The sequence below is a fragment of the Xanthomonas populi genome, assembly GCF_002940065.1.
Classification (GTDB): Bacteria; Pseudomonadota; Gammaproteobacteria; order Xanthomonadales; family Xanthomonadaceae; genus Xanthomonas; species Xanthomonas populi.
Map to the genome: position 1 here is coordinate 1 of NZ_MDEJ01000017.1, position 14,381 is coordinate 14,381.

The 14,381-nt window shown below is 65.1% G+C and carries 15 protein-coding genes, 1 other RNA gene and 1 pseudogene; 9 read left to right on the top strand and 8 right to left on the bottom strand.

What is annotated here, in order from left to right:
- Positions 1-85 precede the first annotated feature (85 nt).
- From XpopCFBP1817_RS04365 to XpopCFBP1817_RS04380, 4 genes and pseudogenes are all read left to right on the top strand, one after another.
- Positions 86-573 (top strand): annotated as a pseudogene (locus XpopCFBP1817_RS04365) (IS30 family transposase); the annotation flags it as partial.
- 135 nt (positions 574-708) lie between these two features.
- Entirely contained in the window at positions 709-906 is a 198-nt protein-coding gene (locus tag XpopCFBP1817_RS04370; protein ID WP_006451050.1) for a zinc-finger domain-containing protein, read from the top strand.
- A gap of 9 nt (positions 907-915) precedes the next feature.
- Positions 916-2,028, top strand: coding sequence for a glycosyltransferase (locus XpopCFBP1817_RS04375; RefSeq protein ID WP_128416150.1), 1,113 nt, complete (start codon positions 916-918; stop codon positions 2,026-2,028).
- Positions 2,009-3,343 carry an O-antigen ligase family protein gene (locus XpopCFBP1817_RS04380; protein ID WP_128416151.1) on the top strand — a complete coding sequence of 445 codons (1,335 nt, stop codon included), beginning with the start codon at positions 2,009-2,011 and terminating at the stop codon, positions 3,341-3,343. The genes XpopCFBP1817_RS04375 and XpopCFBP1817_RS04380 overlap by 20 nt, the downstream gene beginning before the upstream one ends.
- Before the next feature lie 69 nt (positions 3,344-3,412).
- Here the strand turns inward: XpopCFBP1817_RS04380 and XpopCFBP1817_RS04385 are convergent, their stop codons facing one another.
- The gene (locus tag XpopCFBP1817_RS04385; protein ID WP_128416152.1) at positions 3,413-4,333 is read right to left on the bottom strand and encodes an LpxL/LpxP family Kdo(2)-lipid IV(A) lauroyl/palmitoleoyl acyltransferase; all 921 of its coding nucleotides are present in this window, start codon (positions 4,331-4,333) and stop codon (positions 3,413-3,415) included.
- A gap of 76 nt (positions 4,334-4,409) precedes the next feature.
- On the opposite strand from XpopCFBP1817_RS04385, the gene waaA reads away from it, so the two are divergent.
- Positions 4,410-5,753: a lipid IV(A) 3-deoxy-D-manno-octulosonic acid transferase gene (gene waaA / locus XpopCFBP1817_RS04390; RefSeq protein ID WP_128416153.1), complete on the top strand. Its 1,344-nt coding sequence runs from the start codon at positions 4,410-4,412 to the stop codon at positions 5,751-5,753.
- Positions 5,754-5,854: 101 nt separating this feature from the next.
- Here waaA and XpopCFBP1817_RS04395 read toward each other — a convergent pair whose 3' ends face one another.
- From XpopCFBP1817_RS04395 to XpopCFBP1817_RS04410, 4 genes are read right to left on the bottom strand one after another with little or no spacing between them, the layout of a single operon-like run.
- Positions 5,855-7,285, bottom strand: coding sequence for an FAD-binding oxidoreductase (locus XpopCFBP1817_RS04395; RefSeq protein WP_128416154.1), 1,431 nt, complete (start codon positions 7,283-7,285; stop codon positions 5,855-5,857).
- On the bottom strand, positions 7,282-7,821 hold the full coding sequence (locus tag XpopCFBP1817_RS04400) for a metal-dependent hydrolase (protein WP_128416155.1): 540 nt from the start codon (positions 7,819-7,821) through the stop codon (positions 7,282-7,284). The genes XpopCFBP1817_RS04395 and XpopCFBP1817_RS04400 overlap by 4 nt, the downstream gene beginning before the upstream one ends.
- Positions 7,822-7,837: 16 nt before the next feature.
- Positions 7,838-8,206: a YraN family protein gene (locus tag XpopCFBP1817_RS04405; RefSeq protein WP_128416156.1), complete on the bottom strand. Its 369-nt coding sequence runs from the start codon at positions 8,204-8,206 to the stop codon at positions 7,838-7,840.
- 4 nt (positions 8,207-8,210) lie between these two features.
- Complete coding sequence (locus XpopCFBP1817_RS04410; protein WP_128416157.1) at positions 8,211-9,941, bottom strand: penicillin-binding protein activator; 1,731 nt, start codon at positions 9,939-9,941, stop codon at positions 8,211-8,213.
- An 83-nt stretch (positions 9,942-10,024) separates the two neighbouring features.
- Between XpopCFBP1817_RS04410 and rsmI the strand changes: the two genes are divergently transcribed.
- The 3 genes from rsmI (at position 10,025) to rnpB (ending at position 11,930) form a co-directional block, all read left to right on the top strand.
- Positions 10,025-10,852, top strand: coding sequence for a 16S rRNA (cytidine(1402)-2'-O)-methyltransferase (gene rsmI, locus XpopCFBP1817_RS04415; RefSeq protein WP_128416158.1), 828 nt, complete (start codon positions 10,025-10,027; stop codon positions 10,850-10,852).
- Between the two features lie 481 nt (positions 10,853-11,333).
- Entirely contained in the window at positions 11,334-11,561 is a 228-nt protein-coding gene (locus XpopCFBP1817_RS23690; protein ID WP_208619537.1) for a hypothetical protein, read from the top strand.
- 19 nt (positions 11,562-11,580) lie between these two features.
- An RNA gene (gene rnpB / locus XpopCFBP1817_RS04425) (RNase P RNA component class A) lies at positions 11,581-11,930 on the top strand.
- Positions 11,931-12,221: 291 nt separating this feature from the next.
- Here the strand turns inward: rnpB and XpopCFBP1817_RS04430 are convergent.
- Genes XpopCFBP1817_RS04430 through XpopCFBP1817_RS04440 form a run of 3 tightly spaced genes read right to left on the bottom strand, consistent with a single transcriptional unit; the run spans position 12,222 to position 13,605 of the window.
- Positions 12,222-12,539 carry a CcdB family protein gene (locus tag XpopCFBP1817_RS04430; RefSeq protein WP_128416160.1) on the bottom strand — a complete coding sequence of 106 codons (318 nt, stop codon included), beginning with the start codon at positions 12,537-12,539 and terminating at the stop codon, positions 12,222-12,224.
- Positions 12,536-12,787, bottom strand: a complete 252-nt coding sequence (locus XpopCFBP1817_RS04435; RefSeq protein ID WP_167393827.1) for a type II toxin-antitoxin system CcdA family antitoxin — start codon at positions 12,785-12,787, stop codon at positions 12,536-12,538. The genes XpopCFBP1817_RS04430 and XpopCFBP1817_RS04435 overlap by 4 nt, the downstream gene beginning before the upstream one ends.
- Positions 12,788-12,837: 50 nt before the next feature.
- The gene (locus XpopCFBP1817_RS04440; protein WP_128416162.1) at positions 12,838-13,605 is read right to left on the bottom strand and encodes an NRDE family protein; all 768 of its coding nucleotides are present in this window, start codon (positions 13,603-13,605) and stop codon (positions 12,838-12,840) included.
- 314 nt (positions 13,606-13,919) lie between these two features.
- On the opposite strand from XpopCFBP1817_RS04440, the gene mraZ reads away from it, so the two are divergent.
- Positions 13,920-14,375, top strand: coding sequence for a division/cell wall cluster transcriptional repressor MraZ (gene mraZ, locus XpopCFBP1817_RS04445; protein ID WP_016903087.1), 456 nt, complete (start codon positions 13,920-13,922; stop codon positions 14,373-14,375).
- Positions 14,376-14,381 lie beyond the last annotated feature (6 nt).

Sequence of the window (14,381 nt, forward strand, 5' to 3'; positions counted from 1 at the left end):
TATCGACAACAGGCCGGCCGGTTACGCCGAAGCGGCGTGACTCAAACCAAACAGCCTCCCATATTCCCGGAGCGGTTCACCCCAGCAGGAGGTGCAGCAGCGTTTGGTTGCCGGGCATTGGGAAGGCGATTTGATCAAGGGCGCATTCAATCGGTCCTGCGTCGGCACGTTGGTGGAGCAAGACGCACTTTGTGGTGCTGTGCCGGATGGATGGCTGCACGGCGGCAGATGCGCTGGAAGGGGGTTACCCGCCAGATGAAAACGCTTCCTGCCTCGATGCAAACGAGCCTGACCTATGATCGCGGGACCGAACTGACGCGCTACGCCGAGCTGGTGTGGTTTGCCGACCCGCATGCGCCCTGGCAGCGCGCTAGCAACGACAGTACCAACGGCTTGCTTCGCCAGTTGCTGCCCAAAGGAGCGGACCTGTCTGGCATCAGTCAGGAATACCTCACTCACATCGCCTGACTGATGAACACCCGTCCACGGAAAACCCTGGGCTGCAAAACCCCCAGCGAGGCAATGCAAGACGAACTCGCAACGTTCACATCACGTGTTGCACGTGAGTCTTGAGGCCGCCCTGGGTCGGGCATCAATCCGATAGATGTAGACAAACCAGGACAAGGTAGGTGCGCCATCGGCAGGACCGCTGCGCGGATGGGGCAAGCTGCTAGAATTCCGAGTTCCTTCCGCCGTGTCTCCACCGCCATGAGCCAGACCGCCACCGCGCCCGCCAATGCCGAATCGCGCTACACTGTGCATCGCGGCGATCTGCCGCTGAGCTGCCCGACGCCGCAGATGGCGCTGTGGAACTCGCATCCGCGCGTGTACCTGCCGATCGAAGACGAGCCCAACTGCGAAGCCAAGTGCCCGTATTGCGGCGCGTTGTTCGTGCTCGCCGACTGATTTCGCAGAATGCACCGCCTGACCGTGGTGCAACTGCTGCCGGCGTTGCAGTCAGGCGGCGTCGAGCGCTCCACCCTGGAAATCGCCGCTGCGCTGGTGGGCGCCGGCCACCGAGCCGTGGTCGTCTCGGCCGGCGGTCGCTTGGTCCAGCCGCTGCTGGATGTGGGCGGCGAACATCTCACCCTGGATATCGGGCGCAAGTCGCTGCTGACATTGCGTTATGTGGTCGGCTTACGCCGGCTATTTGCCGAACTCGGCGCCGACATCGTGCATGCGCGTTCGCGCCTGCCGGCCTGGCTGGGCTGGTACGCGTTGCGCGGCATGCCGCAGGCGACGCGGCCGCGCTTTGTCACCACCGTGCATGGGCTCAATTCGCCCAGCCGCTACAGTGCGGTGATGACGTATGGCGAGCGGGTGATCTGCGTCTCGCAGACGGTGCGCGACTACGTCTGCACCCACTATCCGCAGACCGATACCTCGCGCCTGCGCACGATCCCGCGCGGTGCAGATATCGCGCAATTTCCGCGTCGTCCGCACCCCGATCGCCGCGCGCGCAAGTGGGGGCAGACGCTGTTACCCGGCTTGCCGGCCGATGTGCCATTGCTGCTGCTGCCCGGACGCGGCACGCGCCTGAAGGGACATGCCGACGGCCTGCAATTGCTCGCCGACGTGCGCGCTGCCGGCGTGCCGGCCTGGTTGTGGCTGCCGGGCGCGCGTGAGCCGGGGCGCGAAGCTTACCTGCAAGAGCTAGAAACCGGGGCGGCCAGACTGGGTGTCGCCGGGGCGGTCGCCTTCACCGAACCCACCGCACGCATCGCCGAGGCCTATGCCGCCAGCGATCTGGTGCTGCAGCTGTCGCGCAAGCCCGAGGCCTTCGGCCGCACCGTGGTGGAGGCTTTGTCGGTAGGCCGGCCGGTGTTGGGTTGGGCGCACGGTGGCGTCGGCGAGTTACTGGCCGAACTGCAGCCTGCGGGCGCGGTGCCGGCGTTCGATGCTCAGGCGCTGTGCGCACAGGCGCTGCGCATGCTGCGGCAGGCGCCGACACCGCCAGTGGCGCTGCCCTATACGTTACAGGCCATGCAATCGGCCACCCTGAAGGTCTATGACGAACTCCGCCGCTGAGGCCATCCCACCCGCACCTGTGTTGACGCCCGATGCTGGTCGCTGGGCAACGCTATGGGTGATGCTGTTCGTGGCGCTATGGCCCACGCCCGGGCTGGCTGAAACCGTGTTGTCGCTGGGCGCACTGTTCGCTGCGTATCGCTTGTTGCACGCGCGTTTCCGTGGCGGCACGCGACTGCTTAGTGGCGCGGCCTGGGCGCTGACCAGTGTGTTGTTCTTCGCGTATTGGTTGCCGCAGATCCTGTCGGCGTTCGATTCGGTGGACGTGGGGCGCGCGCTGCGTAAATCGGCCACCGATCTGCGCTATCTGCCTTTCATGTGGTTGTGCGCGATCGCGGTGGCCAATGCGCAGCGGCGGCGCCGCACCTTCACTGGCCTGGCGGTCATCGGCGGGGTGTGGACGCTGGATGCGCTGCTGCAGGCCGCGTTCGGCAGCAGCCCGTTGTTCTTCGGCCTGGATCAGATCAAGCGCCTGATCAGCGGGCATGGCCTGTGCACGGCGGAAGAACTGGCCCTGGTCGACCGCCTCAGCGGCGTGTTGGGCCCGTGCAATCTCAAGTTCGGGCAAACCCTGGCCAGTCTGTCGCCCTTTTTGCTGCTTGCGCTTGGGCGACGCGCTGCCTGGGCCTGGGCGGGCGCCGCAGCGGCGGTCGGTGTGGTGCTGGTATTGGCCGGATCGCGCGCGTCGTGGATCACCTACGGCGTGATCGTGTTGTTGTCCGGCTGGCAGTTGCTGGGCGGCCGCCGCCTTCTGGCGGTAGTGGTAGTCGGCGCGCTGTTGGCGGTCGGTGTGGTTGCGGTGACGCCGCAGGCACGCGAGCGGATTCAGCGCACCGCGTTGGCTTTCAGCAATGGCGAACAAGGCGTGGACCAGGCCTTGTCCGGGCGTGCGCAGATCTGGGGCGCTGCGCTGTGCATGATCCGCGCGCATCCGCTCAATGGGGTGGGTGCACGCGGGTTTCGTCAGGCGTATCCTGCCTGCAATCCGGCACCCGCGCAGGCGCCGGCCTGGGGCGACGGGCCGGCCTTTCATGCGCATCAGATCGTGCTGGAAATTCTTGCCGAAACCGGCGTGATCGGTTTGCTGCTGTGGCTGGCCGGGGCGGCGCATGCTTGGCGTGCGTGGCGCTATTGCAGCGTGGCGGCGCGCGAGCAGGCACGTCCGGCAATGATCGCATTGGTGGCAACTGTATTCCCGCTCAACACGCATCTTGCGTTCTATTCAAGCTTCTGGGGTGGCCTGAGCCTAATGCTGGCCGGCTTGTATGCCGGTGCCTTGCTCAACGACGACGCAGATCAGCCGCCGTTGCGCTAACGCACTTCATGAGGTGAAGCCGCGCGCGGTGGATGCACGCATCGCATGTATCCGATCAACCAGCATGCATCACCGATAAAAACCGCTGCGCCCACCCGGTTGGCGTTTGAAGCGCCGATGGATCCATAGGTACTGGTCCGGCGCATCGCGCACCATGTCCTCGATCGCCGCATTGACCTGCGTGGTATCGGCGATCGCATCGTCTGATGGAATACCTGCCAACGGCGGTGCGATCTTGAGGAGGTAACGGCCACCTTCGCGCCGATGGAAGTACGGCACCACCGCGCAACCGGTCAGCCGCGCCAGCTGATGCGTGGCAGTGATGGTGGAGGCCGGATGCCCGAAAAACGGCACGAACACGGTGTCCTTGCCGCGCATGTCCTGATCCGGCGCGTACCACAGAAAACCGCCGCGCTTGAGGTGCTTGATGGTGGCGCGCAGATCCTCGTTGGCGAACATGTGCGTGGCATAGCGCAGCCGCCCGCGTTTGACCGCCCACTCGAACACCGGGTTTCGGTGCTTGCGGTACATGCCGGCCAGCGGCACGTGATCGCAGAGCAGCCGCCCGCACATTTCCAGCGTCATGAAGTGCCCGGACACCAGCAGTACGCCGAGCTTTTGTTCCTGCAGACGTTGCAGATGCTCCAGGCCTTCGATCTGCACGCCGGGTCGAACGGCATCGATACTGCCCCACCAGGCGCGTGCAAATTCGAACAGACCCACGCCCAGCGCATCGAAACTGTCACGTAACAGCCGCGCTCGCCAGGCATCGTCCTGTTCGGGAAAGCACAATTTGAGATTGACCTCGGCAGCGCGCCGACGCGTGCCCGCCAGGCGCATGGTGAGCCAGCCGACACCGCGGCCCAACGCGCGTTGCAGCATCCAGGGCAGGCGCCCGGCCAGCACCATCGCGGCAAGGCCTAGATACATCGGCCAGTGCTTGGGATTGCGCAGGGAAGGGCGGACGGCGACGTTGGCGGACTGGGACATCAGCTAATTCTAAGGGATCGCGCGCACCGGGCAGCGTGCACATGCGCACGTGTGGGCGCTCCCGTATCCTGCATGCATGCGGAAAGACCCGATCGAATGGCTGTTGCGCGGGCTGTACTCGGCGCTGTTGTACCTGTTGCTGCCGGTGACGGTGTACCACTTGGTGTGGCGCGGTTTTCGCGTGCGCGAATACTTCAATCGCTGGAACGAGCGCTATGCCTCCTACACGCATGCCTGCGGTCGCCCGCGGGTGTGGGTGCATGCGGTGTCGGTGGGCGAGGTCAACGCCGCCGCGCCGCTGGTCAATGCCTTGCGTGCGCAGCGCCCGGATATCCGTTGGGTCATCACCACTATCACGCCCACCGGCTCCGAGCGCGTGCGCGCGGTGTGGGGCGATGCGGTGGACCATGTGTATCTGCCCTACGACGTGCCCGGCAGCGTGAGCCGGTTTCTGGAGCATTTCCGCCCGCGTCTGGCCCTCATTCTGGAAACCGAGCTGTGGCCGAACATGTTGTTCGGTTGCCGCGACCGCAACATTCCGGTGTACATTCTCAACGCGCGGTTGTCGGCGCGGTCGCTGCGCGGTTACCGCGTGCTGGCGCCGCTGCTCAGCCGCGCGTTGCGCACCGTCACTTGCGTGGCGGCCCAGTCGTACGACGACGCCGAACGTTTTCTCACGCTGGGCGCGCGCGCCGATCAAGTGATCGCGCTGGGCAATCTCAAATTCGATATCGCCGCACCCGCGCAGTTGCAGGCCTTGGTCGCGCAGTTCCATACCTACGTGCCGGCAACGCGACCTGTGTGGATTGCCGCCAGCACGCATGAAGGCGAGGAAGCGGCCGTGGCTGACATTCATGCGCGCCTGCTGCTGCAGTTTCCCGATCTGTTGGTGTTGTGGGCGCCGCGGCATCCCGAGCGTTTTCCAAAGGTCGAGGCACTGGCGCGCGAGCGTGGGTGGTCCGTGTCCACGCGCAAAACCCAGCAGTGGCCGCAGGCGCGCGACACCGTGTTCGTCATCGATACGCTGGGCGAGCTGATAAGCTTCTATGCCTGCGCGCAGGTCGCCTTCGTCGGCGGCAGTCTGCAGCCGATCGGCGGGCACAACCTGCTCGAACCGGCGGCGGTCGGCACGCCGGCAGTGACCGGCCCGCATCTGCACAATTTCTCGGAGATTTCGCGGCGCATGCGCGAGGCCGATGCGGTCGCCATCTGCGAGGACGCCGATTGCGTGTATCGCGATCTTGCGCGTCTGCTCGGCGACCCGGCCCAACGTGAGGCAATGGTTGCCGCAGGTCTGGCGCTGGTTGCCAACGGCAAGGGTGCGGTGGCGCGCACGTTGGTGCAGATCGCCCCGGACCTGCCGCCGGTGGTTGGTGATGGTGTGGGGTGGTCTCAAGAATCAAGTGCACCACATCGATAAATCGAATGCTTGCATAGCTCGCAGGGCTGGACTTGTAGGTCATTGATTACATTGAGGTTGCGCGCGCAGGTGATGTGACAGAAACGCGGGTTTGCAGTGGATCAGTGTTGCACTTGGAACTTGAGTCGGACCAGCGACGAAGAACTTTCTACAGAAGGCAGCACCTTACCCGGATTCAGGATTCCATCCGGGTCCAGCGCAGCCTTGATCGCACGCATCGCTGCCAGCGTCGGTGCGCTGAAGGCCTGTGTCATGAAATCGCGCTTGGCCACGCCGATGCCGTGTTCGCCGGAGAGTGTGCCCTCCAAGGCCAGCACCAGCGTAAACAGGCGCGGCAATGCGGCGTGCGCGCGTGCGTCTTCGTCGGCATCGGCCGGGTCGTACATGATGTTGACGTGCAGGTTGCCGTTGCCGGCATGCCCAAAGGCCACAATGGGTAATGCGAATTCTGCCGCCAGCGCTTCCACGCCGGCCACCAGCTCGGGAATACGCGACACCGGCACCACTACGTCTTCGTTGATCTTGCCGGGTTTGATCGTGCGCAATGCCGGCGATAGCGCGCGTCGTGCGGCCCACAACTTGTCGCGCGCGCTGCCATCGGCGGCTACATTCAGTGCCAGCGCGCCCTCGCCATCGGCGGCGGCGTGCAAAGCCTGCAATGCGTACGGCAAGGTGTCGTGATCACCGTCGGCTTCGATCAGCAACATCGCGCCGGCCTCGGGCACATCGCAGCCGTTGCGTCGCAATAAGGCAATGGCGCTGGCATCCATGAATTCCAGCATCGTCGGCGTGGCCGGTTGCGCCATCACGCGCGATACCGCAGCAGCAGCGCTGGAGGCATCGCGATACAGCGCGCGTAAGCCGGCTTGTGCAATCGCGCGCGGAGTCAGTTTCAACGTCGCTTCGACGATGATTGCCAAGGTGCCTTCGCTGCCGACCAGCAAATGCGTGAGGTCGTAGCCTGTTGAATTTTTCGTATAGGCGCCGCCGCAGTGGATCACATCGCCGGTGCCGGTGACCGCCACCAGGCCGAGCACGTTGTCGCGGGTGGCGCCGTATTTCACTGCGCGCGGGCCGCCGGCATTGGTGGCGAGATTACCGCCGACACTGCATATGTCCGCGCTGGACGGATCCGGTGGCCAGAACAAGCCGTGGGGCTGCAAGGCCTGCTGCAACTCGCCATTGAGCAGGCCGGGTTGCACGATGGCGCAGCGATCCGCCGGGCGCAGTGCAAGGATGCGATTCATGCGCGCCATCGTCACCACCACGCCGCCGGAAAACGGTACTGCGGCACCGGTGGTGCCGGTGCCCGCGCCACGCGCTACGATCGGTACGCCATGCGCGCGACAGGCCTGCACGATGGCGACCACGTCATCGGTATCGCGTGGCAAGGCGATGGCGGCGGGCAATGCCCAGCAGCGCGAATCATCTTCGCCATAACGGCGGCGCGTGTCGGCGCTGGTCAACCAGCCATCGGAGCCAAGTCGCGTGGCCAGCAATTCGGCAAGCGCGGTGGGGAGCACATCGGTCATGACAGGTGGTCCTGTGGTGCCGCGCGCTGGATGCATGTCCATCCCCGCACTGCGACGGTAAGCGGCAGCCAGACCCAGCGCAGCTCGGAGAGCAGCGTGGCAAGGCCGCGCGCATTGAAAAAACCGTTGGCGAACGGAGATACGCGACTCGGCCGCCACGGTGCAAACCAGCGCGCCTCGCTCCATGGCCACATCAGCGCAACGCCAAGGCCACCTGACGTCAGCGCATCCAGCACGTGATGCGATGCGGTGCAGACGAACAAAAACGCTGCGGCCTGCAACCCATCGGCACACAAGATGCGATACGCAACGCGACCCAGAAGCGCAATCAATGCGGCGAACACTAACGAGTGATTGGCACCGCGATGGCCTAACACATCCGCAGACAGAATATGCAACGCGAACGCCAGCACATCGGCGTCCTGCAACCTCGCCGCAACGATGCCGGCGCCGAGCAAGCGCGGCCAGAGGCGGCCGCGTTCACTGGCGCACCAGAGCGCCATCGGCACGGCAGCGTGGGTGATGATGTTGGGCATCGAGCGTGGGTCGTTGTCAGCAATCGTCGGCGCGGAAGGCGTCGCGTATCCAATTCAGCGACGGCGGCTCGCCGCTGGCTTCGACCACATCGAAGCGGCACGGCAATGTCGCCAGTACCGGGTGATAGGCAAGAAACAATTGCGCGGCAAGCACCAGTTTGCGGCGCTTGCGCCGGTCCACCGATGCAGCACCACCGCCGAAACGGGTGTCGCGTCGATAACGCACTTCCACGAACACCAGCGCCTGCCCGTCGCACATCACCAGATCGAGTTCGCCGCCGCGGTAGTTGGCATTGCCGACGACCAGCCGCAGGCCGGCCTGCTCCAGCACCGCGCGTGCCAGCGCTTCCACCGCCGCACCACGCTGTTGACGCGCTGCCGGCATGGCGTTAGCGGCCGTCTGCGATCGGCACCGGGCGACCCCCGCTGAAGGTGGACCACGCCGGTGTACGCAGCACGTTGCCGAAGCCGTCCAGATGCAAGGTGCCGGTCGCACCGCGCAGCCCGCCATCGGCGCCGGTAGTCAGCTTTTCCAGATACCCGCTGATCTTCCAGGCGTCGTAGCCGAATGCGAACAGGCGAGCGCCCGGCCCGCGCGCGCTGGGCAGCGTGCTGGCGACTTGGGTGGAGGCCGGCAGGCCGGACACGCCCAGGGCGGTCCAGGTTTCGCTTGGGTAGATGATGCCGTCCAGCGCCAGATCGTCTTCGACCTTGCCGGTTCCGGCCACCAACTGCGAGGTGCCCACGCGCGATTTGCCGGCGAATCCGCTCAAGGTCAACTGTGGTGCCAGCGCCCGCGCGGTGTTGCCGCGCACGGCCAGGAAGACCGCATCGGCGCTGCCGTAGTTGCGCAGCTGCGCTCCGAGATCGCCCGGCACCTCGGCCACGCTGATGCTGCCGGCCACCGTGCCGCCGCGTTCGGTGAAGCGCTCGCGGAAGGCCGTGATGGTGCGCTTGCCGTTGTCGTCGCTGGTACCGACGATCAGCACGTTGCGGCGCTCGCGCGCGAGCAGGTATTCGGCGGCCATGATGCCGTCGTCTTCCGGCGCCAACGAAAACCCGGCGCTGCCGCTGGGCGGGGCCTTGTTGTCGGTGGGGCGGTTGAGCGCCAGCACCGGCACCGCTAGTTGGCCACGCGCAAACACGGCGCTGACTTCGTCGCGACCCAGTGGGCCGACCACGTAATCGACCCCGGCGCTCACCGCCTTGTCGTAGGCGGCATTGGCGCCGGCTGCGGTGCCGGCGGTATCGAAGAAGCGTAGTTCCGGGCGGCGGCGGGTTTCGGCGTAGTAACCGGCCAGCAGGCCGTCGCGCACCGGCGCCGAGGCGGTCGCCAGATTGCCGCTGAGCGGCAGCAGTACGCCTAGCTTGATCGGCGGACGATAGCCATCGCGCTCGGCCGGCGGGCGCTTGCTGGTGTCGAAGCCCCACTGCGCATCACGCTCGAACGCACGCGGCAGCGCCAGCCCGCGGCTGATCAAGGCGAGGCCGGCGAAGTTGTACAGCGGGTCGCCGGCTGGCAGCGCGGCGGTGCGGCCCTTCAACGTGGCATCGTCGAGCACGGCGAGCAGGCGCACGATCGCGCGCTGGTTCTCGCTGCGCGGGGTGCCGGTCAGGCCGGCATCGGCGCGTGCGCGGTCGGCGGCGGCCCCGAACAGGTCGCCGGTGCCTTCCAGCGCGGCGGCGCGTGCCAGCAGCCAGCGGATCTGCAGCGGCTGGGGCAGGCCTTGCGGGCTGTCGCCCAGTGCCTGCAGCGCTTGCGCGGCCTGCTTGTCGATCACCGCCAGCTCGCCGGTCAACAGCGCGAAGCGGGCGCGGTCCTCGCCGCTGAGATGACGCGGGGTGACCTGCGCCAGCAGCATGCGCGCACGTGCGTCATCGCCGGCGTCGTGCCAGCCGAACGCGGACGCGGCCAGCAAGCGGCTGCGCTGCGCACCGCTGGCACCGGCCGCTTCGGCTTCCAGTTGCTGCGCCGTTTCGCGCGGCTTGCCCTGGTCCAGCAACGCCAGCGCGGCGCTCTGCGTCGGCGAGGCGGTCTGGGTGACGCTGCTGGTGGCGCAACCGGCGGCCAGCATGACCAGCAGCGACAGGGCGGAGATCCTTGCAACACGCTTGTTCATTTCAGATCCATTGGACGTGGCCCGCCAGGGGCGGACCGTTAAAAACGCTACGATTCTACCCTTTGCCTTACGGAATACCGTTGATGACCTTCCCTGGAACCCTGCATGTGGTCGCCACGCCGATCGGCAACCTGGCCGACCTGTCGCCGCGTGCGCAGGAGGTGCTGCGGGGCGTGGCCGCGATCTGCGCCGAAGACACCCGCCATACCCGCCAGCTGCTCGGCCATTTCGGCATAGACCGCCCCTTGCTGGCCCTGCACGACCATAACGAAGAAGCGATGTCCGAGCGCATCGTCGCGCGCTTGCGCGAGGGCGACTCGCTGGCCATCGTCAGCGACGCCGGCACTCCGCTGGTCAGCGACCCCGGCTTCAAGCTGGTGCGTGCCGCACGCGCGGCCGGGATCCGGGTCAGCCCGGTGCCGGGCGCCTGCGCCGCCATTGCCGCGCTCAGCGTGGCCGGCCTGCCGAGCGACCGCTTCAGCTTCGAAGGGTTTCTACCCGCCAAGAGCGCTTCCCGCCGCGAGCGCCTGGCGCATCTGGCCGGCGAGACCCGCACCCTGGTCTTTTACGAATCCTCGCACCGCATCGTCGACTCGCTGGCCGACTTGCGCGGCGCCTTCGGCGACGAGCGCCCGGCGGTCATCGCCCGCGAGCTGACCAAACTGTTCGAAACCGTGCTCGACGGCACCCTGGCCGAGCTGCAGGCCAAGGTCGAGGCCGACGACAACCAGCGCAAAGGCGAGTTCGTGGTGATGGTGCAGGGCGCCGCCGACGCCGCCGAAGGCCAACTTGCCGAAGGCCGCCGCGTGTACGCCAAACTTGCCGAACATCTGTCGCCGTCGACGGCTGCCAAGCTCGCCGCCGAGCTGACCGGTGCGCCGCGTAAGGCGTTGTATGGCGGCAATGGCTGAGGCGGAGACTGCGGAGAGCAAAAAGAAGGCACTGGAGCTGCGTCAGTTCCAGTGCGTCCTGGATGTGTGGCCAGACGCATTTCCGAAGCCTGTTGGTGAAATCGAACAGCCCAAAGAACCAGCGGCCGATATTCGCTTTCGCCTTGCTGATGGCTCCAGCTACGCGTTTGAGATCACGCAACTGCTGCGTTCGGAAGGGAAGGTATGGGTGCGTGCACGAGAAAAGTTGATTGCCGCGCTGAAACCTCGACTTGCGCTGCTTTTGCCAGGCGTACGAGTGGGTATAAGCTTTGATGATCGACCGCTTCCTCGACTTCCGGAGGCGGTCGAGCGGATCGAGTGCCTGCTTTGCCCGCACGCCGAGATGAAGGAGCCGCACGTTGTTATCAGAAGCGGGCTTCCTGCGTTCATCAACCACGTGCAGTTGTGGCCGTCCGATCAGCAAGTACTCCTATCAGGCGGCGACTTCAAGGTAACTGCCCTGGTCAAGGATCAGGTAGCGGAGTGCATCGGCCGCAAGCACCGCCAGATCAGTCGATATCGCGAGTACGCCGACGCTGTCGCGCTGTTGATCTATTGCCCGGTGGCTCCTTCGCTCGCGCAGCACGCGATACCGGCGGAAGCGACTGGATGGTCGTTCGTGCACGATTTTGAACGCGTCGTTCTCTACGCCGAAGAAAACGGCAGGCAGGGCATGATCTGGCGATAGCGCGTATAGTGCCCCCGGCGGAGTCGGCCAGACAGTCGCGTCACTCGCAAGAGTGCCGAGGAAAGTCCGGGCTCCATAGGGCAAGGTGCCAGGTAACGCCTGGGCGGCGCAAGCCGACGGAAAGTGCAACAGAAAGATACCGCCTACGTTCCTTTCGAGGAGCCGGTAAGGGTGAAATGGTGCGGTAAGAGCGCACCGCGAGTCCGGTAACGGACCGGCACGGCAAACCCCACCTGGAGCAAGACCAAATAGGGATCCATTGGCGTGGCCCGCGCTGGATCCGGGTAGGTTGCTTGAGCGCTGCGGTGACGTAGCGCCTAGACGAATGACTGTCCACGACAGAACCCGGCTTATCGGCCGGCTCCGCCACCTTCGTTCGGGCGTTCGCCCTTCTCGAAGGTGCCCACGCTTCGTACCGCCTTTGGCGGTACAAAACGCGGGTCCCGCTCCGGGCATGCCAGAACCCCCCCCCGCGGCGGTTGCCGCGCCCCCCCCTGACTCAAGGGGGCCTGCACTCGGTGAGTTATCCGGTGCGTTCAGCTGTTTGCGATCAGCGCGATTTTTGCTGCTTCGATCTTTGTTGCTTGGCTTGGGCTTCGCCCTCGCAGCGGGCGCTGTGTGCGGTGTTGCGGCCGTGTTTGACGCGTTTTTGTTTGGCGTTTAGCCGAACGAGCGGGTGAACAGCTCGTCAAGGGCGGCGATGATGGTTTGGGCTTGATCCTTTAATGTGCCGGCGGGCTTGTTTAGTACTGCCAGGGGCACCGAAGTCGTTTCCAGGGGTTGCAGGATGACGCTGCGGCCGGCAACCGTGAGTTCCGGGGTGAAACGGGAGGGGGGCGGGGAGTGGTCGGACTTCAGAACCAGGGGCACGACGACGCGGCGGGGTGAGGCGTCGAAGATCTTCGACTGGACGACGACCACATAGGGAATGTGCTTGTTCTGGCCGACGTTTGCGTAAACAGCAAACTGGTCGGTCATAGCGTGCAGAACTCGTCGGCGAAGGAGCCGTGCACTTCGGTGAAGGTCTTCCATTGGCTCGCCGCGCGTTGTAACTCCATCGCTCTGGCGCTGTGGCTGTCGCGCTCTTTGGTGGCGTACTCGGCCAGCAGTTCCTCGATTTTCGCCGACAAGTTGCCTGTCATCGCGCGGGCCTGGTAGGCCAGGTCGGCATTGATGGTCAGGTTCAGCCGCTTCTTTTGCGCGGAGCTATCGTAATAACGGCTCATGAGCGGCCTCCTGTAGTTTATGCGCACGCTATGCGCATGATTCCGGGTTGTCAATGCGTGCCGGCGATGTCCAGTCGTGTTTCGCCCTCGAATATCCCATTGGGGCCGAAGCGCCGTTCGTGGATGAAGCCACTGCCCTGGTGGTCGACTGCGACGATGGTGCTGGCGCGGGTGCCGTAGCTGGGGCCGGTGATGAAGGCGGCAGAGAGCAGGCGTTCGGTGTCCAAGTCCACGCCTGTGTGGGGAAGTGCGGCGTCGGGCGCGGTCACCGGGTTGGCCAGGGCGGTCCACAGCAGCTGCAGGTCGTCGTTGTCGGTAGCGCACCAGGTGTCCAGCGCAATAGTTAGTGCGGCAGTTTTGGGCCAGTGCGCGTCCAGCGGGCCGTTTGACATGCCGTGGATGCCGGGCGCCAGCGTGCGCGCCAACGGCGGGTGATTGCTGAGGTGTTCGCAACGCTCGGCGTCGCTCAGCAATAGGTTGAATGGCGGAAATGCGTGTGCGGCCGTTGCCAGATCGCTGGCGTACGCGGCGCCATCCAGGCTGCCGGCCAGGTAATCGGCGATCAAATGGCCACGCGAGCGTCCCGACGCGGTGGCGAGCGGGTCGCGCACATTGGTCACCACCGCGACGCGGCCGGCGCTGCCCAGGCCCACCCAACTGCCACCCGAGCGCAGATCGCGGCCTGCCAGCACGGTGTCGGCCGGCGCCGCCCAACGTGCCAGCGGTGCGGTTGGGCGTTGGTGGAACTCATCGCGGTTGCCCGCCAGCAGCAAACGCCAGCGGGGGTGGGTTTTCCAGGCGAGAGCGACCAGACACATGCCGCTGATTGTCGCCAGTTTGCGCAGCGATGACGTGCGGCCGGCTCAATGTGAAGTGAGACCACGGTCGATTTTACATAGCCTTCACACCCCTGAACTTTTGTTCAATCTCAAAATCTGAGACGAAACAGCAACTTGTGGATAACCTTTGAACAAGTCTCTAAAGAGTGCTGCAACTCATTGATGCAACTGGCGATTTGCGGACTTCAAAGTTGTTGACAACCTTCTGCGCATTGCTAAGGTGGGCAACTGAGGGGAAAAAAGGTTTTTTGTGGTTTTTTGTGGTTCAATGATCCCCAGGCAGTTTTTCGAGGTTGTATTCGGTGTTTCAAGGCGAGACTGCCATCACGGTGGACGACAAGGGGCGTATGGCGGTGCCAACCGCATACCGCGACCTCGTCACGCGTGTGAGCGGCAACCGCCTGGTCCTCACCTACAACCCGTTCGAAGCCGGATGCCTGTGGCTGTATGCGGAAAAGGAGTGGGAGCGGGTGCGTGACGATGTGATGTCCAAGCCCAATACCCAGCGCGTGGTCCGTACGCTGCAGCAAAAACTGGTGGGTTCTTCGGCCGTGCTGGAGCTTGACGCCAACGGCCGTCTGAGCATTCCGGCCAGTCACCGCAATGCGGTCGGTATCGAGAAGAAGGCCGTGCTGCTGGGCATGGGCGACAAATTCGAACTCTGGAGCGAGCAGGCACATCGCGCACTGATCCAGCAGACATTGTCTGACGGGGATCTGGGCGATGAATTGCTCGATCTCAGGTTGTGAGCCGGG

Excerpts from the sequence above, each read along its gene's own strand:
- XpopCFBP1817_RS04370 (WP_006451050.1), top strand. The coding sequence starts at position 709 with ATGAGCCAGACCGCCACCGCGCCCGCCAATGCCGAATCGCGCTACACT.
- XpopCFBP1817_RS04375 (WP_128416150.1), top strand. The coding sequence starts at position 916 with ATGCACCGCCTGACCGTGGTGCAACTGCTGCCGGCGTTGCAGTCAGGC.
- XpopCFBP1817_RS04380 (WP_128416151.1), top strand. The coding sequence starts at position 2,009 with ATGACGAACTCCGCCGCTGAGGCCATCCCACCCGCACCTGTGTTGACG.
- XpopCFBP1817_RS04385 (WP_128416152.1), bottom strand. The coding sequence starts at position 4,333 with ATGTCCCAGTCCGCCAACGTCGCCGTCCGCCCTTCCCTGCGCAATCCC.
- waaA (WP_128416153.1), top strand. The coding sequence starts at position 4,410 with ATGCGGAAAGACCCGATCGAATGGCTGTTGCGCGGGCTGTACTCGGCG.
- XpopCFBP1817_RS04395 (WP_128416154.1), bottom strand. The coding sequence starts at position 7,285 with ATGACCGATGTGCTCCCCACCGCGCTTGCCGAATTGCTGGCCACGCGA.
- XpopCFBP1817_RS04400 (WP_128416155.1), bottom strand. The coding sequence starts at position 7,821 with ATGCCCAACATCATCACCCACGCTGCCGTGCCGATGGCGCTCTGGTGC.
- XpopCFBP1817_RS04405 (WP_128416156.1), bottom strand. The coding sequence starts at position 8,206 with ATGCCGGCAGCGCGTCAACAGCGTGGTGCGGCGGTGGAAGCGCTGGCA.
- XpopCFBP1817_RS04410 (WP_128416157.1), bottom strand. The coding sequence starts at position 9,941 with ATGAACAAGCGTGTTGCAAGGATCTCCGCCCTGTCGCTGCTGGTCATG.
- rsmI (WP_128416158.1), top strand. The coding sequence starts at position 10,025 with ATGACCTTCCCTGGAACCCTGCATGTGGTCGCCACGCCGATCGGCAAC.
- XpopCFBP1817_RS04430 (WP_128416160.1), bottom strand. The coding sequence starts at position 12,539 with ATGACCGACCAGTTTGCTGTTTACGCAAACGTCGGCCAGAACAAGCAC.
- XpopCFBP1817_RS04435 (WP_167393827.1), bottom strand. The coding sequence starts at position 12,787 with ATGAGCCGTTATTACGATAGCTCCGCGCAAAAGAAGCGGCTGAACCTG.
- XpopCFBP1817_RS04440 (WP_128416162.1), bottom strand. The coding sequence starts at position 13,605 with ATGTGTCTGGTCGCTCTCGCCTGGAAAACCCACCCCCGCTGGCGTTTG.